The 20,656-nt window shown below is 61.6% G+C and carries 21 protein-coding genes; 9 read left to right on the top strand and 12 right to left on the bottom strand.

Annotation, left to right across the window (positions count from 1 at the left end; translation table 11 throughout):
• The first annotated feature begins 7 nt into the window (after window positions 1-7).
• From AD663_RS10500 to AD663_RS10475, 6 genes are read left to right on the top strand one after another with little or no spacing between them, the layout of a single operon-like run.
• Window positions 8-2,932: a monovalent cation/H+ antiporter subunit A gene (locus tag AD663_RS10500; protein WP_053213672.1), complete on the top strand. Its 2,925-nt coding sequence runs from the start codon at window positions 8-10 to the stop codon at window positions 2,930-2,932.
• Window positions 2,932-3,276: a Na+/H+ antiporter subunit C gene (locus AD663_RS10495; protein WP_003180540.1), complete on the top strand. Its 345-nt coding sequence runs from the start codon at window positions 2,932-2,934 to the stop codon at window positions 3,274-3,276. Before AD663_RS10500 ends, AD663_RS10495 begins: the two co-directional genes overlap by 1 nt.
• Window positions 3,273-4,958 carry a monovalent cation/H+ antiporter subunit D gene (locus AD663_RS10490; RefSeq protein WP_053213671.1) on the top strand — a complete coding sequence of 562 codons (1,686 nt, stop codon included), beginning with the start codon at window positions 3,273-3,275 and terminating at the stop codon, window positions 4,956-4,958. The genes AD663_RS10495 and AD663_RS10490 overlap by 4 nt, the downstream gene beginning before the upstream one ends.
• Window positions 4,955-5,443, top strand: coding sequence for a Na+/H+ antiporter subunit E (locus AD663_RS10485; protein WP_053213670.1), 489 nt, complete (start codon window positions 4,955-4,957; stop codon window positions 5,441-5,443). Before AD663_RS10490 ends, AD663_RS10485 begins: the two co-directional genes overlap by 4 nt.
• Window positions 5,440-5,718, top strand: coding sequence for a K+/H+ antiporter subunit F (locus AD663_RS10480; RefSeq protein WP_003180534.1), 279 nt, complete (start codon window positions 5,440-5,442; stop codon window positions 5,716-5,718). Before AD663_RS10485 ends, AD663_RS10480 begins: the two co-directional genes overlap by 4 nt.
• Window positions 5,715-6,077: a Na+/H+ antiporter subunit G gene (locus AD663_RS10475; RefSeq protein WP_003180533.1), complete on the top strand. Its 363-nt coding sequence runs from the start codon at window positions 5,715-5,717 to the stop codon at window positions 6,075-6,077. The genes AD663_RS10480 and AD663_RS10475 overlap by 4 nt, the downstream gene beginning before the upstream one ends.
• Before the next feature lie 48 nt (window positions 6,078-6,125).
• Here AD663_RS10475 and AD663_RS10470 read toward each other — a convergent pair whose 3' ends face one another.
• From AD663_RS10470 to AD663_RS10460, 3 genes are all read right to left on the bottom strand, one after another.
• Window positions 6,126-6,563 (bottom strand): DUF3995 domain-containing protein, encoded by a 438-nt coding sequence (locus AD663_RS10470; protein WP_003180531.1) that lies wholly within the window; start codon window positions 6,561-6,563, stop codon window positions 6,126-6,128.
• 128 nt (window positions 6,564-6,691) lie between these two features.
• Window positions 6,692-7,702, bottom strand: a complete 1,011-nt coding sequence (locus tag AD663_RS10465; protein ID WP_003180529.1) for an ABC transporter substrate-binding protein — start codon at window positions 7,700-7,702, stop codon at window positions 6,692-6,694.
• Between the two features lie 187 nt (window positions 7,703-7,889).
• On the bottom strand, window positions 7,890-8,339 hold the full coding sequence (locus AD663_RS10460; protein WP_003180527.1) for a hypothetical protein: 450 nt from the start codon (window positions 8,337-8,339) through the stop codon (window positions 7,890-7,892).
• A 427-nt stretch (window positions 8,340-8,766) separates the two neighbouring features.
• On the opposite strand from AD663_RS10460, the gene AD663_RS10455 reads away from it, so the two are divergent.
• The 3 genes from AD663_RS10455 (at window position 8,767) to AD663_RS10445 (ending at window position 9,687) form a co-directional block, all read left to right on the top strand.
• Window positions 8,767-9,003, top strand: coding sequence for a hypothetical protein (locus AD663_RS10455; protein WP_003180526.1), 237 nt, complete (start codon window positions 8,767-8,769; stop codon window positions 9,001-9,003).
• A 131-nt stretch (window positions 9,004-9,134) separates the two neighbouring features.
• The gene (locus AD663_RS10450; protein ID WP_033045976.1) at window positions 9,135-9,365 is read left to right on the top strand and encodes a hypothetical protein; all 231 of its coding nucleotides are present in this window, start codon (window positions 9,135-9,137) and stop codon (window positions 9,363-9,365) included.
• Between the two features lie 85 nt (window positions 9,366-9,450).
• Window positions 9,451-9,687, top strand: coding sequence for a DUF2789 family protein (locus AD663_RS10445; RefSeq protein WP_003180522.1), 237 nt, complete (start codon window positions 9,451-9,453; stop codon window positions 9,685-9,687).
• A gap of 80 nt (window positions 9,688-9,767) precedes the next feature.
• Here the strand turns inward: AD663_RS10445 and AD663_RS10440 are convergent, their stop codons facing one another.
• From AD663_RS10440 to iolD, 9 genes are all read right to left on the bottom strand, one after another.
• Window positions 9,768-11,372 carry a methyl-accepting chemotaxis protein gene (locus tag AD663_RS10440; RefSeq protein WP_003180520.1) on the bottom strand — a complete coding sequence of 535 codons (1,605 nt, stop codon included), beginning with the start codon at window positions 11,370-11,372 and terminating at the stop codon, window positions 9,768-9,770.
• 175 nt (window positions 11,373-11,547) lie between these two features.
• The gene (locus AD663_RS10435; RefSeq protein WP_003180518.1) at window positions 11,548-11,952 is read right to left on the bottom strand and encodes a TraR/DksA C4-type zinc finger protein; all 405 of its coding nucleotides are present in this window, start codon (window positions 11,950-11,952) and stop codon (window positions 11,548-11,550) included.
• A 325-nt stretch (window positions 11,953-12,277) separates the two neighbouring features.
• On the bottom strand, window positions 12,278-13,300 hold the full coding sequence (locus AD663_RS10430; RefSeq protein WP_003180516.1) for an ABC transporter permease: 1,023 nt from the start codon (window positions 13,298-13,300) through the stop codon (window positions 12,278-12,280).
• Between the two features lie 148 nt (window positions 13,301-13,448).
• On the bottom strand, window positions 13,449-15,002 hold the full coding sequence (locus tag AD663_RS10425; protein ID WP_003180515.1) for a sugar ABC transporter ATP-binding protein: 1,554 nt from the start codon (window positions 15,000-15,002) through the stop codon (window positions 13,449-13,451).
• Window positions 15,003-15,077: 75 nt separating this feature from the next.
• A complete protein-coding gene (locus AD663_RS10420; RefSeq protein WP_053213669.1) occupies window positions 15,078-16,004 on the bottom strand; it encodes a sugar ABC transporter substrate-binding protein in 927 nt (308 codons plus the stop codon).
• Between the two features lie 51 nt (window positions 16,005-16,055).
• The gene (locus tag AD663_RS29070) at window positions 16,056-16,208 is read right to left on the bottom strand and encodes a hypothetical protein (protein WP_003180513.1); all 153 of its coding nucleotides are present in this window, start codon (window positions 16,206-16,208) and stop codon (window positions 16,056-16,058) included.
• A 142-nt stretch (window positions 16,209-16,350) separates the two neighbouring features.
• Window positions 16,351-17,403, bottom strand: a complete 1,053-nt coding sequence (locus AD663_RS10415; protein WP_053213668.1) for a Gfo/Idh/MocA family oxidoreductase — start codon at window positions 17,401-17,403, stop codon at window positions 16,351-16,353.
• Window positions 17,404-17,538: 135 nt separating this feature from the next.
• On the bottom strand, window positions 17,539-18,549 hold the full coding sequence (locus AD663_RS10410; protein ID WP_003180511.1) for a Gfo/Idh/MocA family protein: 1,011 nt from the start codon (window positions 18,547-18,549) through the stop codon (window positions 17,539-17,541).
• A gap of 29 nt (window positions 18,550-18,578) precedes the next feature.
• Complete coding sequence (gene iolD, locus AD663_RS10405; protein WP_003180510.1) at window positions 18,579-20,510, bottom strand: 3D-(3,5/4)-trihydroxycyclohexane-1,2-dione acylhydrolase (decyclizing); 1,932 nt, start codon at window positions 20,508-20,510, stop codon at window positions 18,579-18,581.
• Window positions 20,511-20,656: the final 146 nt, after the last annotated feature.

Raw genomic sequence — 20,656 nt, 5'->3', positions numbered from 1 at the left:
GAAGCCTATGTCACTGATAGTTCTATTGCTTTTGCCCTTCATCGGCAGCTGTGTCGCGGCACTGCTGCCGCATAACGCCCGTAACGCCGAATCCTTGCTGGCAGGCCTGGTGGCCCTGGTCGGCACCGTTCAGGTGGCCTTGCTGTACCCGCAAATCGCCGATGGCGGCGTGATTCGTGAAACGTATTCCTGGCTACCCAGCCTGGGCCTGGATTTCGTGCTGCGCCTGGACGGGTTCGCCTGGCTGTTTTCGTTGCTGGTGCTGGGCATCGGCACGCTGGTGTCCCTGTATGCCCGCTACTACATGTCGCCGGACGATCCGGTGCCACGCTTCTTCGCCTTTTTCCTCGCGTTCATGGGCGCGATGCTCGGGCTGGTGATTTCCGGCAACTTGGTGCAGATGGTGTTTTTCTGGGAACTGACCAGCCTGTTTTCATTCTTGCTGATCGGCTACTGGCATCACCGCGCCGACGCCCGGCGCGGTGCCTACATGGCCTTGATGGTGACCGGGGCCGGCGGGCTTTGCCTGTTGGCCGGGGTGATGCTGCTCGGCCATGTGGTGGGCAGCTATGACCTGGATAAGGTCCTGGCCGCCGGCGACCTGATTCGAGCTCATGCCCTCTATCCCTTCCTGCTCCCGCTGATCTTGATCGGCGCCTTGAGCAAAAGCGCGCAATTCCCTTTCCACTTCTGGCTCCCCCATGCCATGGCCGCTCCCACGCCGGTATCGGCGTATCTGCATTCGGCCACCATGGTCAAGGCCGGGGTGTTCCTGCTGGCGCGGTTGTGGCCATCACTGTCGGGCAGTGAAGAATGGTTCTACATCGTCGGCGGCGCCGGGGCCTGTACGTTGCTGCTGGGCGCCTACTGCGCGATGTTCCAGAACGACCTCAAGGGGCTGCTGGCCTACTCCACCATCAGCCATTTAGGGCTGATCACCCTGCTGCTGGGCCTGAACAGTCCGCTGGCGGCGGTGGCGGCGGTGTTCCATATTCTCAATCACGCTACCTTCAAGGCCTCGCTGTTCATGGCCGCCGGGATCATCGACCACGAAAGCGGCACCCGGGATATCCGCAGGCTCAGTGGCCTGGTCCGCTTGATTCCGTTCACCGCCACGCTGGCAATGGTCGCCAGCGCGGCGATGGCCGGAGTACCGCTGCTCAACGGTTTCCTGTCCAAGGAAATGTTCTTCGCCGAGACCGTGTTCATTTCCGCCACGGCCTGGGTCGAGCTGGCGCTGCCGATCATCGCCACCATTGCCGGGACGTTCAGCGTTGCCTATTCCTTGCGCTTCACCGTGGACGTGTTCTTCGGCCCCACCGCCACCGACCTGCCCCATACGCCCCACGAGCCGCCACGTTGGATGCGCGCACCGGTGGAGCTATTGGTGTTCACTTGCCTGCTGGTAGGGATTTTCCCGGCCCAGGTGGTCGGTTCGTTGCTGGCTGCGGCCGCGTTGCCCGTGGTGGGCGGCACGCTGCCGCAGTACAGCCTGGCGATCTGGCATGGCCTGAACGCGCCGATGATCATGAGCCTGGTGGCCATGTCCGGCGGCGTCGTGTTGTACCTGCTGTTGCGCAATCAATTGAGGCGCGGGCACATCAAACGCACCCCGTTCATTGGTCGGTTCAGCGGCAAACGCCTGTTCGAGCGCAGCCTGGTGGTGATGATGCGCCAGGGCCGCCGGCTGGAGCGGCTGATCAGCACCCGGCGCCTGCAAGCCCAGTTATTCTGGCTGGTGCTGGCGGCGGTACTCGCCGGGTTGATCCCGATGCTGAATACCACGCTGGTCTGGGGCGACCGGCCGAAGATCCCCGGTTCCATCGTGTTCGTCATTCTCTGGTTGCTGGCCATCGCCTGTGCCCTGGGCGCGGCGTGGCAAGCCAAGTACCACCGGCTCGCGGCCCTGACCATGGTCAGCGTCTGCGGCCTGATGACCTGCGTGACCTTCGTCTGGTTCTCCGCGCCCGACCTGGCCTTGACCCAACTGGTGGTGGAAGTGGTCACCACGGTACTGATCCTGCTCGGCCTGCGCTGGCTGCCACGGCGGATCGAAGATGCATCGCCACGGCCCAACAGTGAGCGACGCGCGCGCATCCGGCGCCTGCGGGACTTTCTGTTGTCCATCGCGGTGGGTGGCGGCATGGCGCTGCTGGCCTATGCGATGCTGACGCGCCAGACGCCCAACGATATTTCCTCGTTCTACCTCAGCCGGGCCCTGCCCGAAGGCGGCGGCAGCAACGTGGTGAACGTGATGCTAGTGGATTTTCGTGGCTTCGACACGCTGGGCGAGATCACCGTGCTGGTGGCGGTGGCCCTGGCAGTGTTCGCCCTGCTCCGGCGTTTCCGCCCTCCGAAGGAAAGCATGCAGTTACCGGCGCAACAGCGCCTGCTGGCGGCGGATGTGGTCACCGACCTGGTCAACCCGCGCCATGCCAGCGACACCGCGCTGGGCTTCATGATGGTGCCGTCGGTGCTGGTCCGCTTGCTGCTGCCGATCGCCCTGGTGGTGTCGTTCTACCTGTTCATGCGCGGTCACAACCAACCGGGCGGCGGTTTTGTCGCGGGGTTGGTGATGTCCGTGGCGTTCATCCTGCAATACATGGTCGCCGGCACCCAGTGGGTCGAGGCGCAAATGAGCCTGCGACCGCTGCGCTGGATGGGCACCGGGCTGCTGTTCGCCACCGCCACGGGCCTGGGGGCGATGGCCGTGGGTTATCCGTTCCTGACCACCCACACCTGGCATTTCGAATGGCCGCTGCTGGGTGATATCCATGTGGCCAGTGCGCTGTTCTTCGACATCGGTGTATACGCCGTGGTGGTCGGTTCCACCCTGTTGATCCTCACCGCCCTGGCTCACCAGTCGGTGCGGGCCCATAAACCGGGCCTGCAAGCCAAACCCGTCGCCCCCGTCAAAGGAGCCACCGCCTGATGGAAGAAGTCATCGCAATCGCAATTGGCGTCCTGGCCGCCTCCGGTGTCTGGCTGGTGTTGCGGCCCCGGACCTTTCAAGTGGTCATGGGTCTGTGCCTGCTGTCCTATGGCGTGAACCTGTTCATCTTCAGCATGGGCAGCCTGTTCATCGGCAAGGAACCGATCATCAAGGACGGCGTGCCCCAGGACCTGCTGCACTACACCGACCCGCTGCCCCAGGCCCTGGTGCTGACTGCCATCGTGATCAGCTTCGCCATGACCGCGTTGTTCCTGGTGGTGCTGCTGGCGTCCAGGGGCCTGACCGGCACCGACCACGTGGACGGCCGGGAGCCCCGGGAATGATGTTGACGCCTCACCTGATCGCCGCGCCCATCCTGCTGCCGCTGCTGACCGCTGCAGTGATGCTGATGCTGGGCGAGAAACACCGGCCGCTCAAGGCTCGGATCAATCTGTTCTCCAGCCTGCTTGGCCTGGGCATCGCCGTGCTGTTGCTGCGCTGGACCCAGGAGCAGGCCCTGCCCGCGTCCATCGGCGTGTATCTGCCAGGCAACTGGCAGGCGCCGTTCGGCATCGTGTTGGTGGTCGATCGCCTATCAGCCCTGATGCTGGTGCTGACCGGCATCATCGGCGTCAGCGCCCTGCTCTTCGCCACCGCTCGCTGGGACCGCGCCGGAGCCAGTTTCCATGCGCTGTTCCAGATCCAACTGATGGGCCTCTACGGGGCCTTCCTGACGGCGGACCTGTTCAACCTGTTCGTGTTCTTCGAAGTGTTGTTGGCAGCCTCCTATGGTTTGCTGTTGCACGGTTCGGGGCGGGCGCGGGTGTCGTCGGGCCTGCATTACATTTCCATCAACCTGCTGGCCTCGTCGCTGTTCCTGATCGGCGCGGCGCTGATCTACGGTGTCACCGGCACGTTGAACATGGCCGACCTGGCCCTGAAAATCCCGCTGGTGCCGGAAGCCGATCGCGGCTTGCTCCACGCCGGGGCCGCCATCCTTGCGGTGGCGTTCCTGGCCAAGGCGGGCATGTGGCCGCTGAACTTCTGGCTGGTGCCGGCCTACAGCGCCGCCAGCGCGCCGGTGGCAGCGCTGTTCGCAATCATGACCAAGGTCGGCGTCTACACGATCCTGCGCCTGTGGACATTGCTGTTTTCCGGCCAGGCCGGCGCTTCCGCCTATTTCGGCGCCGATTGGCTGGTCTACGGCGGCATGGCGACCATCGTCTGCGCCGCCATCGCCATCCTGGCAGCCCAGCGCCTGGAGCGCATGGCCAGCCTGAGCATCCTCGTATCAGCGGGGATCCTGTTGTCGGCCATTGGCTTTGCCCAACCTAACCTGGTGGGCGCGGCCCTGTTCTACCTGGTGAGCTCGACGCTGGCGCTTTGTGCGCTGTTCTTGCTGGCCGAACTGATCGAACGCTCACGCTCGGCCAACGACATGTCCATGGACGATGACCTGGACACCTTGCCAAAACCATTGGAATCCCTGGAACCGCCCAAGGGCATCAACCTCGACGACGAACAGAAAGCCGTCGTCGGGCAAGTGATTCCCTGGACCATGGCGTTCCTTGGCTTGAGTTTTATCTTCTGCGCCCTGCTGATCATCGGCATGCCGCCGCTGTCGGGATTCATCGGCAAGCTGGGCCTGCTGAGTGCCCTGCTCAATCCCCAAGGGCTCGGGGCCAGCGCCGGGGCACCGGTGTCGAACCAGGCGTGGGGCCTGTTGGCGTTGCTGATCCTGTCGGGGCTGGCCTCGTTGATTGCCTTCTCCCGCCTGGGCATCCAACGTTTCTGGACGCCACAGGAGCGCCCATCACCATTGCTGCGGCCTTTCGAATGCCTGCCGATCATCGTGCTGCTGGGGCTGGGCATCGCACTGACGTTCAAGGCCGAGCCATTGCTGCGCTATACCCAGTCCGCCGCCGAGGCGCTGAACACCCCGGAACACTACGTGATGTCGGTGCTCGCCACCCGCGCCGTGCCCAGCCCCGAAGCCAGCGCCGCCCTGCGGGAGGTGCAGCCATGAAGCGCCTGTTTCCTGCCCCCTGGTTGTCCCTGGCGCTCTGGCTGCTGTGGCTGGTATTGAATGCGTCTGTCAGCGCCGGCCATATGTTGTTGGGGGCTGCGTTGGGCTTCGTGGCACCGCTGATGATGCGTCCGCTGCGCCCGCGCCCGATCCGCATTCGCCGCCCGTGGGTGATGCTGCGCTTGTTCCTGCTGGTGGGCCGCGACGTGTTGGCCTCCAACCTGCTGGTGGCCTGGAGTGTATTGAACGCCGGACGTCGGCCGCCTCGCTCGCGGTTCATCAAGGTGCCGCTGGACCTGCACGACGCTAACGGCCTGGCCGCGCTGTCGATGATTACTACCGTGATCCCCGGGACGGTCTGGTCGGAACTGGCCCTGGACCGCAGCGTCTTGCTGCTGCATGTATTCGACCTGGAGGAAGAGGCGTCATTCATCGCGCATTTCAAGACCACCTACGAACGCCCGCTGATGGAGATTTTCGAATGAGCCCGCTGCTGTCCAATGCGATTGTGTTGAGCCTGTTCCTGTTTTCCGTGGCGATGGTGTTGACGCTGTTGCGGCTGTTCAAGGGGCCTTCGGCGCAGGATCGGGTCCTGGCCCTGGATTACCTGTACATCGTGGCAATGTTGATGATGCTGGTGCTGGGTGTCCGTTATGCCAGCGACACTTATTTCGAGGCAGCGTTGTTGATCGCCCTGTTCGGCTTTGTCGGCTCGTTTGCCCTGGCCAAGTTCCTGTTGCGTGGCGAGGTGATCGAATGACCGGCCAATTGTCGATGTGGGTTGAAATCCCGGTGGCGATCCTGCTGGTGCTCAGTAGCCTCTTTGCCTTGGCCGGGGCCATTGGTCTGGTGCGCTTGAAGGATTATTTCCAGCGCATGCACCCGCCAGCCCTGGCTTCCACGCTGGGAGCCTGGTGCGTGGCGCTGGCCTCGATCATCTATTTTTCGGCGCTCAAGTCCGGGCCGGTGCTGCATGCCTGGCTGATACCGATCCTGCTGTCGGTTACCGTACCGGTGACCACCCTCCTGCTGGCCCGCGCCGCGTTGTTTCGCAAGCGCATGGCGGGGGATGATGTGCCGGCGGAGGTCAGTAGCCGCCGAAACGGCAAGGATGGCTGACAGCGAGGACATCCTTGCCACACAAAACGGGTTGTGTCCCGCTGTCGTTCAGGCCCAGGCCACTGTCAGCAAGCCCGCCCCAAGCACGACACACAATGGCGAATAGACCCAAGTATCGAGCTTGGCAAACCTCGATCCCTTGACCTCCTTGAAAAAGCCTACCAGGTTCGACTCGCCAATGGCCCGGGCGAACATCAGCAGGGCAACTGCGCTGATCAGCCATTGCAATGCACGATGGGTGACGGGCGGTGCCAGCAGGCCGACCCGCAGGCACACCAGAACCGCAATCATCAACAGCGACAGCGCGACCACCAGGGTCAGCCAGCCCGAGGGGTTGAACGCCGGACGCAGCGACCCGCCTTGCTTGACCGGCACCTGGGGCACCACCGCCAAGGCCGCCCAGCGCCCACCCAGGGCCCAATACACATGCATAAAGCTGATGGCCGCAAATACTGCGACCAGCGACCGAGCCAATAGAAGCGTCATTCGCCAGCCTCCTGAAAAAGGTTGAACAATCATCCTAGCTTGAATTTGGCATTTTGCTGGACGGACACAGGGTGCCAGTTGCCAGCCGATGACGCATTGCTCAGGATCAAGAGTTCAGCCCACAGGACCTACAGGCCGGCGGAAACCTTGTCTGCCACTTCCTTGGGCAGCCATGCTTGCCAGACTTGCGGATGGGCCTTGAGGAACGCCTCAGCAGCCTCCCGGGGTGGCGTGCGCTTCTCGCTCATGTCCGCCAAGGCCTTGTTCAATGGCTCGATGGGCAGGTCGACCTTGCTGAAGAACTCGGCAACGTCCGGGTGTTGTTTCTGGAACGGCGCTGACACGCCAATCGACAGTTTCGAGGCCAGCGACCGGGTTGGCTTGGGATTGGGGTTATCGGCATCGGTCAGGGTTTTCCAGGCCTCGGCGTCGAACGGCGGCTCCTGCAGCTGCACCAGTTTGAAGCGCCCGAGCAGTGGCGTCGGCGACCAGTAATAAAACAGGATCGGCTTGCCCCGACGGATCGATGAGTTGATCTCCGCATCCAGCGCTGCCCCCGAACCACTGCGAAAGTTCACGTAGCTGTCGGACAGGCCGTACGCCTTGAGCTTCTGTTTATTGACCACTTCGGAGGTCCAGCCAATGGGGCTGTTGAGGAAGCGGCCCTTGTCGGGGCTCTCCGGGTCCTTGAAGACGTGCTTGTAGCGCGCCAGGTCCTCGACGCTGCGCAGGTCCGGCGCCAAGGGCTTGATGCCCTTGGCCGGGTCGCCCTTGATCACGTATTCCGGCACCCACCATCCCTCGGTCGCGCCCTTGACCGTATCGCCCAGGGCGATCACCTTGCCCTCGGCCTCGGCCTTGACCCACACCGGGCTGCGGCCGGCCCACTCCTCGCCGATCACTTGTATGTCGTTATTGGCCAGGGCGGTTTCCAATGTAATGGTGGTGCCCGGCAAAGTGTCGGTCTGCAACCCGTAGCCTTTTTCGACGATGATCCGCAGGATATCGGTGATCAGGCTGCCACTTTCCCAATTCAAGTCAGCGAAATGGATCGGTGCTGAAGCAGCCGACGCCCCAAGTGGCGAAACCAACACGGCGAAGGTGGCCCAGGCAGCCAGCCACTGTCGAACTCGTTTCATGCTTTATTCCTCGTGCCAGACCTAGCCATAGCTGAACGGCCCTGCGTAACCAAACGCAAGTCCCTGAATAGTTCAGTCAATTGACTGTAGCCGAGGTTCCAGCGAGACCCAGTGAAACTGTAACCGGTTTGACCGCAGGGGCCGTGCAAACCCGGTCCTCAGGCGTTTTTCACCGATACCGAGCGTGTCACTCGCTGGCCTTGAAGGATATAAGTTCACCCTTGCGCCATTTGGCCGCCTTGGCTGTGACCGCCTTGAGCGTCTTGGTCAGGCCTTCCTGCAGCTGTTCGTTGGCCGCAAATACGGTCACCACGCTGTGGCCTTCCTTGAACAGGATGGCCTGGCCGCCAGTGGTCGTGACGAAGGCGTAGTCACCCAGGCCATAGACCGTCAGTTTGATTTCGCGGAAGCGGATTTCAAACTTGCCGCCTTCACGACTGGGCAATACCGCGGCCCGGAAATGATCACCGACCTTGAGCTCAAGCCTGGGCTTGTCATCGACTACCAGGGCCGACTCGGTGTCGATTTCGGCAACATAGATACCTTCAGCGGTCTGTTCGGTGATGTAGACGAAACGTGACTGGAAGAGTTTGACCAGTTTTGCCCGCAGGTCACCCAGTACAAACAGCGCATGCATGTCGAGATTACTTACTGCCAAGGAAACATCCCCATCTTTGAAAACGGCCCACCCTCAGGAAAGGACGGACCACGAGAACCCGTGCCGACTGTCATGTCGCAATGGACCTGTAACTAGAAATTCGAAGTGAACGGTGCGCCCTGTCCCGGGCGCAGAGCAGACTAATGGTTGTCGCTCTCGCCGTCTTTCCCGACGGGGCGTCAGAGGCTGAAGGAAAACGCCACGCTGAGCATCGGAAAAGTGGGACTACTAACTTTAGGGAAATTTCTCACTTATAAAAGCATTTTTCTGACATCGAGCCGAAAAAAAATTGCTTTAGATAGGCACAACCGTCCACACGACACCGGCGATTCTAGAGCAGCCTGAGGCGTGGAGACTACTCGAAGTACCCGTCAATTCGTCGGTAAACCATAGAAAAGGAATTCACATGGCCAGTTTCACCGCCCTGCCCCAACCCATCATCCCTTGCATTGCTGAAGCTCACGCCCCCCTGGACAGGGTCGATTGCCTCCCAGTCTCGTTGATTCAACCGCGTTACCGGGTCGTCCTGGCGGGCAAGTGTTTTTTTCATATTGAAGAAACTTCCACCGGGCGTGTAAGAGGTTTCCGCACCGACCATAACGAGGCCTGCAACCTGGCCAGGCATTTGGAACGCAACGGCTGATCGGTAAATACGTCGCTGCGTGACTAAACTCAGCCGCCGATAGGCAACTGCTGCCATACTGCCCGCCAGCAAAGACTGCCCCCTATCGGCAGTTCGCGCACCCATGACATGATTTGAGGAGAAGGCGCGACGTGACGGAATTTGATATCGGCGAGTTTTTTATCCGGGGCGAAGCCAGAGAGGTCGAAGGCGAGTTCCAGGCCGTCATCGTAATGCGTGCCAAGCCGCCCCTGACCGCCGTCAGTTGGCACCAAGTGGAAAAGGATCGCTGGTTCAAGACTCCGGAAATCGCTGCCGAAGCCGCCAGGGAAGCGGCCAAGGCACTGAAGGTCGCGGTGGATGAAGGGGCCCTGAAAGCCTGATCCGATCGAACTCCTGGCGACCGCTTGCCTCAGATAAAGGGAAGCAACCGGGCGCCATGACGGCGCCCACCCAAAGGAGCCCCCCATGGAACAGCCTTCGCACGACCTCAGCACCCTATTCGATCAACTCGGCCTGCCGTCGGACGGCAACGCTATCGACGACTTCATCATGGCGCACCCACTGCCGCCGGACATCAAACTGGTGGAAGCCGATTTCTGGTCGGACCAGCAGCAAGAACTGCTGCGGGATTGGCTGCTCGCTGATGGCGAAGAGGCGGTGCTGGTGGATCAACTCAATGTGCGCCTGCACGACGGTAAATAGCGGCAACCACCCTTGACCAAGTGCAAGACAGCTCCCTCGCCACCATAGTCCCGTGCAAGCCAGTGGTTTTGTATCGAAGCCTAGCGCGGCTTCTCAGGCTTATAGCCCAACCGCAAACCACCCCAATGCCGGCCCTTGAGCATGATCGGCACGGAAAGATCGTGCATCAGCTCCCCCGTGTCACGGGTGTAGGTCTGCAACAGCACGGGTTGCTGGTGGCTACCGCAGCGAATCCCGGTGCGATCGGAGAATTTGCGCTTGGTGCGGTTATTCAGTGTGTCCACCTGCGGGTCGCCCGTCAGTGGCTGGCTGAAGACCTTGTTATGTGTAGGCACGTAACCCTGCTGAGTGCAGGCAATCGCGAACACCAGGCCCTCGTGTCGGGCCAGCAACGGTTCCTGGATCGGCGGCAGCACCTGATCGGTGTAGCGGTCGAAACGGGTCTGGTACTTGGCAGGCTGGGTATTGGGGATCGGCTGGTAGTTACGGTCGAACAGGTCTTCAAGGCTGACGCGCCCCTGGTCGATGTCGGCTTCGAATTGCGCAGCGATCCGGCTCGCCCCTTCCAGCGCCAGGTCGTAGACCCGCTGGTGATAATCGTCCAGGCCCACCTCGGCCAGGCGTTCGCTGATGGTTTCGGCCTGCCCCTCCATCTGCACAGCCGCCTCGGCCAAGCGTTGGGTCTGCTGGTCGCTGACTGACAAGTCGCCGCGCATCTGCTCGATGGCATGGAACAGGCTGTCGAGTTGTTCGCGATTGGTGTCTGTGCCCTGGGCGATGGCGCTGACCTGCGTCTCGACCCCTTCTGCGAGTCGGGCGATGTTTTCCAGATGCTGGCCGGTGTGCTCCACCTGTCGCACGCCGCTGTCCAGATCAGCCGCCAGTTGACGGATCTGTTCCACCACCTGGGCGGTGCGCTGCTGGATGTCCGCCACCATCACCCCGACCTCGCCGGTCGCCGCCGCTGTGCGCCCGGCCAGGCCACGGACCTCATCGGCCACCACGGCGAACCCACGACCATGCTCACCGGCTCGTGCCGCTTCGATGGCCGCGTTCAGCGCCAGCAAGTTGGTCTGGCTGGCAATCGACTGAATCACCAGGCTGACCCGTTGGATCTCATCGCTGCGCACGCTCAAGGCTTCGATCAGCTCACGGCTGTCGTTGGCGCGCTGGCTGAGCTGGTGCATGCGGCTGATGGACTCCACCAGCTCGCTGCGCCCGGCCACGCTGCTGCGATGGGCCTCGCTGGCGGCGCTCAGGGCCTGCTGGCTGAGTTGGGAAGTGGCCTGCTCGGTTTCGATCATCGACTCGGCACTGCTGACGATCTGCGCCGCCGCATCGAGTTGTGACTGGACCCTGCCGGCCAATTGCTTGACCGAATAGGCGACACCGGCCGCCGAGAGCGCGTTATGGCTGGTGGTGTAGGACAAATCGCGAGTCAGGTCGGCCAATGTGTCGGTCGCCGGTTCAGGCGCGGCGGCCAGGCGCGAACGCAGGCGCGGCAACCAGACGATGAGCATCACCAAGGGCAGTCCCAGGTACAGCGACCAGCCGCCCAGGGCCATGCCGCACAACAGCAAGGACAGGGCAAGACTCTGCAAGGTCGGCGTCAGCCAGCGTGCCTTGCTGTGTGTCTCAGGTACCGAGGCCGGCACCGCACCCGTTAGAGATCCGTCTGTCGCCATGTTCGTCACCACACTTTTCGTTGTTATGACCGCATTAAACGCCACTACCGAGCCATTATCCATGGTCCATTAGTCGCGTTCTTGCAGCAGGTCAACGGGAGTAGAGAGACAGACACGGGAAAGCAAAAGATCGCGGCCTCCTTCAAGAAGGCCGCGATCTTTTAGAGAGCGCGAATCAAGCCTGACGCTGGTGCTTGTCGATCTGCTCGTGACGTTCCTGGGCTTCGATGCAGTACTTGGTGGTCGGGCTGATCAGCAGGCGCTTGAGGCCAATGGCCTCGCCGCTGTCGTCGCACCAGCCAAAGCTGTCATCGTTGATACGGTCCAGGGCCTGCTCCAGTTGGGGCAGCATGCGCTGGTCGCGATCGATGGCGTTGACCAGCCAGGTACGCTCTTCTTCTACGGAAGCAGCGTCAGCCGGGTCAGCCGGGGTGTCCAGGCTCTCAATGGCGATTCGGTTCTGTTCGATGCGCTCGTGGGTTTCGACTTTCATGTTCTGCAACAGCTTGGTGAAGAAAGCCAGCTGCTCGGCATTCATGTAGTCATCCGCCGGCATGGCCAGCAACTTTTCCTTTGTCATTGATATCTCTATAAAAAACGTGCATTAAGGCGAATTATGGAGCGTCCCGCAGCGCAGCTGCCGCGCTCATCGGGAAGGCGCCGTCTCTTCCAAGCGCCACCCGGCACTCAATTTACGAGGGGCGGCAGTCTAAGGCCGAGTCGAGGCCTCAGCAACTGAAAACATAGGGAAAATGTCCGACAACCCCTTCAAATGTTCTCTGACAGGCTTTTGGTGATCGTCGGAGTGCGTTTATAACAAGAAATTCGGTGCAATAGCTGTATTAAGAAGACAAATGGCAACGCCACGCGGGTCAGGCGTGGCGCTTTGTCGCAGAAAAAACCGATCAGCGCTTGAGTTTGCGTTTATTGCGGTATTGATCAATGACCACCGCCACCACAATGATCAGCCCTTTGATGATGTCCTGGATGTAGGCGTCGACACCGACAAAGGTAAATCCGCTGGCCATGACCCCAAGGATCAGCGCCCCGATCACCGTCCCGGTGATACGTCCCACCCCGCCCGCCAGGCTGGTTCCGCCAATCACTGCCGCTGCAATCGCGTCCAGCTCATAGGACATGCCCATGCCCGCTTGCCCGGTTGCCGCCCGTGCCGAGGCGACTACGCCGGCCAACCCCGCCAGCAACCCGGCAATGCTGTACACGATCACCAGGTGGCGCTTGACGTTAATGCCCGAGGTCCGCGCCGCCTGCATGTTGCCGCCGATGGCGTAGGTGTATTTGCCGTACTTGGTGTAGCGCAGGGCGATGTGGAAAATCACCGCCACCACCAGGAAAATGATCACTGGCATGGCGCCGTGGCCGATGGCAGTGTAGGAATCGGACAACATGCTCACCGGCTGGCCTTCGGTGTAGTAGCGCGCCAGGCCGCGGGCCGAGACCATCATGCCGAGGGTGGCGATAAAAGGCGGGATGCCAGTCAAGGCGATGATGCTGCCGTTGATTGCCCCGGCCAGTAGCCCCACACCGAGCCCCGCCACCACGGGTATCCACACGGGCAAATCCGTCAGGGACGGGAATACCGCCCTGGCGAAGTCCGAGGTCTGGGCCAGGCTGGCGGCAATCATTGCCGAGAGCGCCAGCACCGAGCCAGACGACAAGTCGATACCGGTAGTAATGATCACCTGGGTCACGCCGATGGCCAGCAGGCCGATGATCGACACTTGCAGGATCATCAGCACCAGGCGCTGGGAGTTCATCAGGAAACTCTGGTCGCGCATGATCCAGCCGAACATTTCGAACACCAGGCCGATGCCGATCAACACCAGGAAGATACTCAGCTCCGTCGGCAGCCGTCGGCGCGTCCTGGCCGGTGCGGCGGCGGGTTTGTTTTCCAGTATCGCGTTCATAGCCATTCACCTTTTTTGTTCTTTGGCGAGGGGGGTTGTTCCCTGCCGGGAGGTGTGGCGCCCCTGGGACAGGGCCGCTTCGCGGCCCAGCGGGGATAAATCCCCTCACCACATGTTGCTCGACGTTATTAAATTGAACGGACTGGCATCAGGACAGGCCCGAGGCCAGTTGCATGACCCGCTCCTGGGTCGCTTCACTGCGGTCGAGGGTGCCCATCAGGTCACCTTCGTGCATCACCATGACCCGGTCGCTCATGCCCAGTACTTCCGGCAGTTCCGAGGAAATCATGATGACCGCCATGCCTTCGCTGGCGAGGTAGGAAATGAGTCGGTAGATCTCGGCCTTGGCACCGACGTCAATGCCGCGGGTCGGCTCGTCGAGGATCAGGATGCGTGGGTTGGTCATCAGCCAACGCGCCAGCAGCGCTTTCTGCTGGTTACCGCCGGACAGCGTGTCGATGCACTGTTCCAGCGACGGGGTCTTGACCCGCAGCTTCTTGCACATGTCCTCGCACAGGGCGCGCAGGGCTTTTTGCTGGATGAAGCCGTTGCCGACGTAATGGGGCAACACCGCCATTTCCATGTTTTCCAGTACGGACAGGCAGGGAAACAGGCCACTGAGCTTGCGGTCCTCGGTCAACAGGGCGAAACCTTTCTCGATGGCCATGTGCGGATCGCCGATGCGCACCGGTTGGCCGTCCAGCCGGATTTCACCGCCGGTCGCCGGGGTCACACCGAAAATCGCCTCGGCCACGTTGGTCCGCCCCGAGCCCATCAGCCCGGCAATGCCGAGGATTTCCCCGGCATGCAGGTCGAAGGACACGCCTTTGAAGATGCCGTCCAGGCTCAGGTCGCGTACCGACAACACCAATTCACCGATGGGCTTTTCCCGCACCGGGAACAACTGGCTCAATTCACGCCCGACCATCATCGAGATCAGGCTGTCGCCGTCCATGCTGTCGGCCCGTTGCAGGCCGATGTAGGCGCCGTCGCGAAACACCGCCACTTCATCGGCGATGGCGAACACTTCGTTCATTTTATGGGTGATGTAGATAATGCCTTTGCCTTGGGATTTCAGGTCGGCAATGATTGAAAACAAATGGGCGACTTCAGTCTCGGTAATGGCCGAAGTCGGTTCGTCCATGATCAGGATGTCGGAGTCGTAGGACACTGCCTTGGCGATCTCGACCATCTGCCGCTCGGCGATGCTCAGGTTGCCCACCTGCTCTTCAGGGTCGAGTTTGATGCGCAGGCGCTCCAGCAGTCTGGCGGTGCAGCGATGCATTTCGCCGTGGTCGACCATGTGCAGCCCGTTGAGCTGCTCGCGACCGATCCAGATGTTTTCGGCGATGCTCATGTGGGGCATCAGGTTCAGTTCCTGGTGGATCATTGCAATGCCGGACTGCAAGGCCGCCAGGGGCGTGTCGAAGGTCACCGGCTTGCCGCGCAGGCGCAGTTCACCGGCATCGGGTTGGTAGATACCAGCGATGATTTTCATCAGAGTGGATTTGCCCGCGCCGTTTTCGCCCATCAGCGCCAGGACCGAGCCTGGACGTACCCGCAGTTGCACATCGGACAGGGCCACCACGCCGGGAAAGCCTTTGCTGACATTGACGACTTCCAGCAGGTACGGGTCGTCAGGTATTACATCCGGCTGGAACGTCATCGCCGGGGCGCTCGAAGCAGTGGCTGAAGCGAACATGATCAGGTACTCCCTGAGCAAGGTCGCAAGCGACCTTGCCTGTTTATTGTTGTGGTAGAGCCGGTGCGTCGGGCGTCACTTGAACTGATCGACGTTTTCCGGCGTGATCAGGCGGTACGGCACCCAGACAGCCTGCTCGACCGGCTGCTTCTTGACCATTTTCACCGCCGTGTCGATCGAGCCATCGGCCTGGCCCTTGGCGTCCTGGAACACCGAGACCGCCATCTCGCCTTTCTTGATGGCGTTCAAGCCGTCCGGCGTGCCATCGACCCCAGCAATCAAGACGCTACCCTTCTTGGTGCCCGCTTGCTTGAGAGCCATGGCGGCGCCGATAGCCATCTCGTCGTTGTTGGCCACCACCGCCTGGAACTCACGCCCCTGGGTCAGCCAGTCATTGACCAGGGTCATGCCCTTGTCCCGCGACCAGGTGCCGGTCTGTTCCTGCTCGATCTTGATGTTCGGGTATTTGGCGAGGATGTCCTTGACGCCCTTGGTGCGGTTGGTGGTGGAATTATTGGCGAGGTCGCCCAGCAGGATCACGATGTCGCCCTTGCCGCCCATCTTGTCGGCCAGGTATTGCATTTGCAGGTGTCCGGCCTCGAGGTCATCGGAGGCCACGGTGACCACGCCTTCCGGCAACTTCGGATCGTCCGGCCGGCGGTTCACGTACACCAGTGGGATGCCGGCGGCCACCGCAGCCTTGGTGATGCGCTGGGTCGCGGCGGTGTCGACCGGGTTGACGATGAGTGCGTCGACCTTCTGGCTGATGAAACTCTCCACCTGGCTCAGTTGCTTGACCACGTCGCTGCGGGCGTCTTCGAACTGCAAGGTAACGCCGTCCGGCAGGGACTTGGCCTTCTTGTCCATGGATTCGCGCAGGTAGGTCAGCCAGGTGTCATCGAACTGGGACATGCTGACGCCAATCTTCAGGTCCGCCAGGGCAGCGCCGCTGGTGAGCATCAATGACAGGGCCAGCGAGGCGATGCGGGTCTTGGTCTTCATGAACGGTCTTTCTCCACTTTTTTGTTGGTTTTATGGATAAGGCGTGACGGATCAGGAACGGGGCAAGCGCACGATGGGCGCACCGGGCATGCAACACACCACGGCGCCCTTGCGCTGGATACACAGGGATTCGAGCAGGGGAAGGACTGCGGACAGGCGCAGCAGATGTGACAGGTGAAACGCAGAGCGGCTGAAGGTTTTCATCGACGGTACCTAGCTGTGTTTCTTGTTTTTGTTTCGTCTGTCATCCGTTCAAGGCTGGCTTGGCGGAAAACAAACAGGATTGTCGGTAACCTGGAATCGACTTTATTGGAAAATATTTTCCATATCAACCTGTTTTAGAATTTTATTCGTTTTTTATTCCATGACCCACGGGCGTGGTCAAAGCCACCACTTCACCCTGCTCGGCACTCTGCCGGGCAGCGTCCAGCACCTGCGTGGTCGCCAGTGCATCGCGGGCCTCCACCGGCAGAGGGCCAGCGCCCTGCAACGCGGTTTGCAGGCGCTGGTAGAACTCGATCCAGCAACCCCGCTCCGAGGCCACCCGCTCGCGCTCGTTGCCGTGTTCGAACCAGCCCCAGCGCCGATGTTCCTCGACGCCCCAGCGCTCGCCTTCGGTTGCCGGACTCAACCCGGCCAGCGCCTGGGCCTCTTGGCCGTCCAGGCCTTCTACGGTGTAGCAGCCCTGGGTGCCGTTGACCCGAAAACGCGGACGCGGCGCGTTCTGCACGCAATTGCCGCTCAAGTGCGAAATCACCCCTGAGACATGGGTCAAGGACATGAAGAAGCCGTTGTCGAACACCTGGCCTGGCTGCCGATAGTCCAGCTCGGCGTACACCCGGGCTACCGGGCCGAACAGTTGCAGCGCCTGGTCCACCAAATGGCTGCCCAGGTCACGCAGGAATCCCCCGCCGCTGCCTTTACCCAACGACGTCGGCGAATAACGCTCGACACTGGACTCGAAACGAACGACCTGCCCCAGGGCAGCGGATTCGAGCAGCTTGCGCAAGGTCAGGAAATCCGAGTCCCAGCGACGGTTCTGGTACACGCTCAGCGGCACGTTGCGCCGTTCGGCCGCCACCACCATGGCTTCGGCCTGTGCGGCGTCACGGGCAAACGGTTTGTCGCTGACCACCGCTACGCCGAGTTCGATGGCCTCCATCACCACCGCCGGACGCCCGTCCAGAGGCGTGGACACCACCACCACATCGACCCCAGCCGCCACCAGTTGCTGCAGCGTGTCGAAAGCCTGGACCTGCGGATGATCGTTGGCCAAGTGCTGACGCCGCTCGGCGGACCGGGTCACCACGCCGACAAACGTGGCCCCCGGCAGGCTGCTGATCAGCGGCGCATGGAAAAATCGCCCGCCTTTGCCGTAGCCGACTAATCCGATTCGCATGAAAGCTCCTTTAGGTCTGAACAAACACAACTCATGTGGGAGCGGGCTTGCTCGCGAAAGCGGTGTTTCAGGCAACATCAATGTTGAATGTAAGTCCGCTTTCGCGAGCAAGCCCGCTCCCACAGAAGGACCATGTTAGCCGTAGAAACGCGGGCGTTCAGGCAATTGGACCTTGACGATCTGCCCACTCTGCTGCGCCTCGATACAGGCATCCGCCGCCACCGCTGCGGCGAAGCCGTCCCAGGCCGACGGTCCGCCCACTTGCCCGGCGCGCACGCCGTCGATGAAAGCTTGCAACTCCACGTCATAGGCCGCGATGAAGCGGTCCTTCCAGTCCATCAGGATCGCATTGGACAGCTTGGCGCCACTGCGCAGTTGCACCTGGGACGGTTCCGGAAGCTTGGCGATACCGGTCTCCCCCACCACTTCGCACTGGATGTCGTAGCCGTACTGGCAGTTGACGAACACTTCTACGTCGATGCGGGTGCCTCGGGTGGTTTCCAGAAGGACGATTTGTGGGTCTCGCAGGTGCGCCAAGGCCTTGCTGGTCTTGCGCGGAAAGACCACTTGCACCGAGACGTAATCATCGGCGAGCAGCCAGCGCAACACGTCCAGCTCATGAATGAGGGTGTCGGTGATCGCCATGTCGGTCTTGTAGTTTTCGCCCACGCTGGGGTTGCGGTGGGCGCAATGCAGCATCAGCGGTTCGCCGATCTGGCCGCTGTCGATCACTGATTTGAGCGCTCGGTAGCCCTCATCATAAGGACGCATGAAACCGACCTGCACCAGGCGCTTGCCCTGGGCGACTTCGGCCTGAACGATCCTGCGGCAGCCTTCGGCTGTCACCGCCAGGGGCTTTTCGCAGAATACCGGTTTGCCAGCCGCTATCGCCGCCAGCACGAACTCCTCATGGCTCGGCCCCCAAGAGGTGACAAGGATCGCCTCCACGTCGGGCGCCTTGATCAAGGCGTGGCCGTCGGGGTAGACCTCGGCGGTCAGTTTCAAGTCCGCCACCACCTTCGCCGCCTGGGCAAGATTGATGTCGGTCACAGCCACCACTTGGCTGTTGAGCAAGGTCTGGCTGCAACGACGGATGTGGTCCTGGCCGATGGCCCCGGTGCCGATGACGCCCAGCTTCAAAGACATTTGGAACTCCTTTCGTAGTGTTGGGGCAATCAATATTGACGGGCCTTGGCCAGTCGTTCGTTGAGGGTCTTGGCGACAGCATCGGTGCGGGCGCTGGTGGAGACTTGCGCCACGCCGACCCGCCACCACGACAGATATTTGTGGATCATGGTCTTGGGCAGCACCTTGATGTCGATCAGCGTCGAGACGCTCTGGCGCCGCGCATCGGCCAGGGCCGCGTGCAGTTCGTCGAGGGTCTTGACCTTGTAGGTCTTGCAGCCGTAGGCCGCGGCGCTCATGGCGAAGTCCACCGGCACGAAGGCGCCGTCGAGCTTGCCGGTGTCCGGGTTGCGGAAGCGGAACTCGGTGCCGAAGCTGTCCATGCCGTGTTCCATTTGCAGGTTGTTGATGCAACCGAACGTCATGTTGTCCAGCAGCACCACATTGATCTTGCGGCGCTCCTGGATCGAGGTCGCGAGCTCCGAATGCAGCATCATGTAGGAGCCATCGCCCACCAGGGCGTACACCTCCTTGTCGGGCTCAGCGAGTTTCACGCCCAGGGCTGCGTTCACTTCATAGCCCATGCACGAATAGCCGTACTCGACGTGATAGGTGCCCACGCCCTTGCTGCGCCAGCTGCGCTGCAAGTCGCCGGGCAGGCTACCGGCGGCGGCGACGATGATGGCGTCATCGGCCAAGGTTTGGTTGAGCGTGCCCAGTACGCGGCTCTGGGTCAGGCAGGAACCGGTGAGTTCGATGAATTCACGAAACACTGCCGGGTCCATGTGGTCATTGATCTCCGGGACAAAATCCTCGACCTGGAAGTCCGCCTGATAGACCCGGTCCACTTCGGCGTCCAGTTGCGTCTTGGCATCGGCGATCTGCCCGCCCCATTCGGCGCGATAGTCGCCCATCGCGGCCGACAACGCCTCCAGGCCCGAACGAGCATCGGCCAGCAGTTGCACGCCATCGAGCTTCAAGGCATCGCATGGGCTGACGTTGAGATTGAGGAATTGCACATCGGGATGTTGGAACAGCCATTTCGACGCGGTGGTGAAATCGCTATAGCGCGTGCCGATGCCGATGATCAGGTCCGCTTCCTTGGCCAGCAGGTTCGCCGCCAGGCACCCGGTTTCGCCAACACCGCCGACGTTCAGTGGATGGCTCGACACCACGGCGCTCTTGCCAGCCTGCGTCTCGGCGAAGGGAATCTCGAAACGTTCGGCGAAGGCCTGCAACGCGGCATTGGCCCCGGAATAGCGCACGCCGCCGCCACAAATGATCAACGGCTTGCGCTTACCCTTGAGCAGCGCCAAGGCATCGCCGAGCATCGCCCCGGTGGCCGGACGGCGGTCGATGCGGTGGACACGTTTTTGCAGGAAGTAATCCGGGTAATCGTAGGCTTCGGCCTGCACGTCCTGGGGCAGCGCCAAAGTCACCGCACCGGTTTCGGCCGGGTCGGTCAGCACGCGCATCGCATGGATTGCAGCGGTCATCAATTGCTCGGGGCGGTTGATGCGATCCCAGTATTTGCTCACGGCCTTGAACGCATCGTTGGTGCTGATGCTCAGGTCGTGGAACTGTTCGATCTGCTGCAACACCGGGTCCGGCTGGCGACTGGCGTAGACGTCGCCGGGTAACAGCAGCAGCGGGATACGATTGGCCGTCGCGGTGGCAGCGGCGGTCAGCATGTTCGCCGCGCCAGGGCCAACCGACGAGCTGCAGGCGTAGATCTTGCGGCGCAGGTGCTGCTTGGCAAAACCGATGGCCGCGTGAGCCATGCCCTGTTCGTTGCGGCCCTGGTGGACCACCAGGTCGCCGCTGTCCTGCTCCAGCGCCTGGCCCACGCCCAGCACGTTGCCATGGCCGAAAATGGTAAAGACGCCGGCGACGAATTTGCTTTGGACGCCATCGACCTCGATGTATTGGTTATCGAGGAATTTCACCAAGGCCTGGGCCATGGTCAGTCGGGTTGTGGTCATGCTTGCACCTTGTCTGGAATGCAAATTCGGTGGCTGTCTCAAATCCCCTGTGGGAGCGGGCTTGCTCGCGAAAGCGGCATGTCGGTCAACATCAATATTGGATGTACTGCCGCCTTCGCGAGCAAGCCCGCTCCCACAAGGGGATC

Origin of the sequence: Pseudomonas sp. Q12-87, assembly GCF_001269755.1 — a bacterium.
In the GTDB taxonomy this organism is placed as follows: Bacteria; Pseudomonadota; Gammaproteobacteria; order Pseudomonadales; family Pseudomonadaceae; genus Aquipseudomonas; species Aquipseudomonas fluorescens_S.
This window is presented reverse-complemented; position numbering and strand designations above follow the sequence as displayed.

Excerpts from the sequence above, each read along its gene's own strand:
- AD663_RS10500 (WP_053213672.1), top strand. The coding sequence starts at position 8 with ATGTCACTGATAGTTCTATTGCTTTTGCCCTTCATCGGCAGCTGTGTC.
- AD663_RS10495 (WP_003180540.1), top strand. The coding sequence starts at position 2,932 with ATGGAAGAAGTCATCGCAATCGCAATTGGCGTCCTGGCCGCCTCCGGT.
- AD663_RS10490 (WP_053213671.1), top strand. The coding sequence starts at position 3,273 with ATGATGTTGACGCCTCACCTGATCGCCGCGCCCATCCTGCTGCCGCTG.
- AD663_RS10485 (WP_053213670.1), top strand. The coding sequence starts at position 4,955 with ATGAAGCGCCTGTTTCCTGCCCCCTGGTTGTCCCTGGCGCTCTGGCTG.
- AD663_RS10480 (WP_003180534.1), top strand. The coding sequence starts at position 5,440 with ATGAGCCCGCTGCTGTCCAATGCGATTGTGTTGAGCCTGTTCCTGTTT.
- AD663_RS10475 (WP_003180533.1), top strand. The coding sequence starts at position 5,715 with ATGACCGGCCAATTGTCGATGTGGGTTGAAATCCCGGTGGCGATCCTG.
- AD663_RS10470 (WP_003180531.1), bottom strand. The coding sequence starts at position 6,563 with ATGACGCTTCTATTGGCTCGGTCGCTGGTCGCAGTATTTGCGGCCATC.
- AD663_RS10465 (WP_003180529.1), bottom strand. The coding sequence starts at position 7,702 with ATGAAACGAGTTCGACAGTGGCTGGCTGCCTGGGCCACCTTCGCCGTG.
- AD663_RS10460 (WP_003180527.1), bottom strand. The coding sequence starts at position 8,339 with ATGCATGCGCTGTTTGTACTGGGTGACCTGCGGGCAAAACTGGTCAAA.
- AD663_RS10455 (WP_003180526.1), top strand. The coding sequence starts at position 8,767 with ATGGCCAGTTTCACCGCCCTGCCCCAACCCATCATCCCTTGCATTGCT.
- AD663_RS10445 (WP_003180522.1), top strand. The coding sequence starts at position 9,451 with ATGGAACAGCCTTCGCACGACCTCAGCACCCTATTCGATCAACTCGGC.
- AD663_RS10440 (WP_003180520.1), bottom strand. The coding sequence starts at position 11,372 with ATGGCGACAGACGGATCTCTAACGGGTGCGGTGCCGGCCTCGGTACCT.
- AD663_RS10435 (WP_003180518.1), bottom strand. The coding sequence starts at position 11,952 with ATGACAAAGGAAAAGTTGCTGGCCATGCCGGCGGATGACTACATGAAT.
- AD663_RS10430 (WP_003180516.1), bottom strand. The coding sequence starts at position 13,300 with ATGAACGCGATACTGGAAAACAAACCCGCCGCCGCACCGGCCAGGACG.
- AD663_RS10425 (WP_003180515.1), bottom strand. The coding sequence starts at position 15,002 with ATGTTCGCTTCAGCCACTGCTTCGAGCGCCCCGGCGATGACGTTCCAG.
- AD663_RS10420 (WP_053213669.1), bottom strand. The coding sequence starts at position 16,004 with ATGAAGACCAAGACCCGCATCGCCTCGCTGGCCCTGTCATTGATGCTC.
- AD663_RS29070 (WP_003180513.1), bottom strand. The coding sequence starts at position 16,208 with ATGAAAACCTTCAGCCGCTCTGCGTTTCACCTGTCACATCTGCTGCGC.
- AD663_RS10415 (WP_053213668.1), bottom strand. The coding sequence starts at position 17,403 with ATGCGAATCGGATTAGTCGGCTACGGCAAAGGCGGGCGATTTTTCCAT.
- AD663_RS10410 (WP_003180511.1), bottom strand. The coding sequence starts at position 18,549 with ATGTCTTTGAAGCTGGGCGTCATCGGCACCGGGGCCATCGGCCAGGAC.
- iolD (WP_003180510.1), bottom strand. The coding sequence starts at position 20,510 with ATGACCACAACCCGACTGACCATGGCCCAGGCCTTGGTGAAATTCCTC.